This window comes from Bacillus sp. SIMBA_005, from assembly GCF_046535585.1.
Classification (GTDB): Bacteria; Bacillota; Bacilli; order Bacillales; family Bacillaceae; genus Bacillus; species Bacillus pumilus.
In genome coordinates, this window is sequence record NZ_JAWRWI010000563.1 from 1 (window position 1) to 265 (window position 265).

Genomic DNA, 265 nt, shown 5'->3' on the forward strand with positions numbered 1-265 from the left:
GGTACCAAGCTGGTCAATGTCGCCAAGGGCGTGGCTGGCACCGACGCGGTCAACATCGATCAGCTCAAGGGCGTGACTGGCGCCCTGGGCGGCGGCGCCGGCGTGGACGACAAGGGCAACATCACCGGCGCGTGCGTGGCCTACGACGGCAGCGACAAGACCAAGGTTACCTTCGCCGGCGGCAAGGCAGGCACCACGCTGTCCAACGTCGCCAAGGGCGTGGCCGGCACCGATGCGGTCAACATCGACCAGCTCAAGGGCGTGA

1 protein-coding gene is annotated in these 265 nt (G+C 67.5%); it reads left to right on the plus strand.

From position 1 onward, the window contains the following. Positions 1-265, plus strand: a 265-nt coding sequence (locus SB660_RS21305) for a hypothetical protein (RefSeq protein ID WP_410584388.1), incomplete at both ends; no start/stop codon positions are given.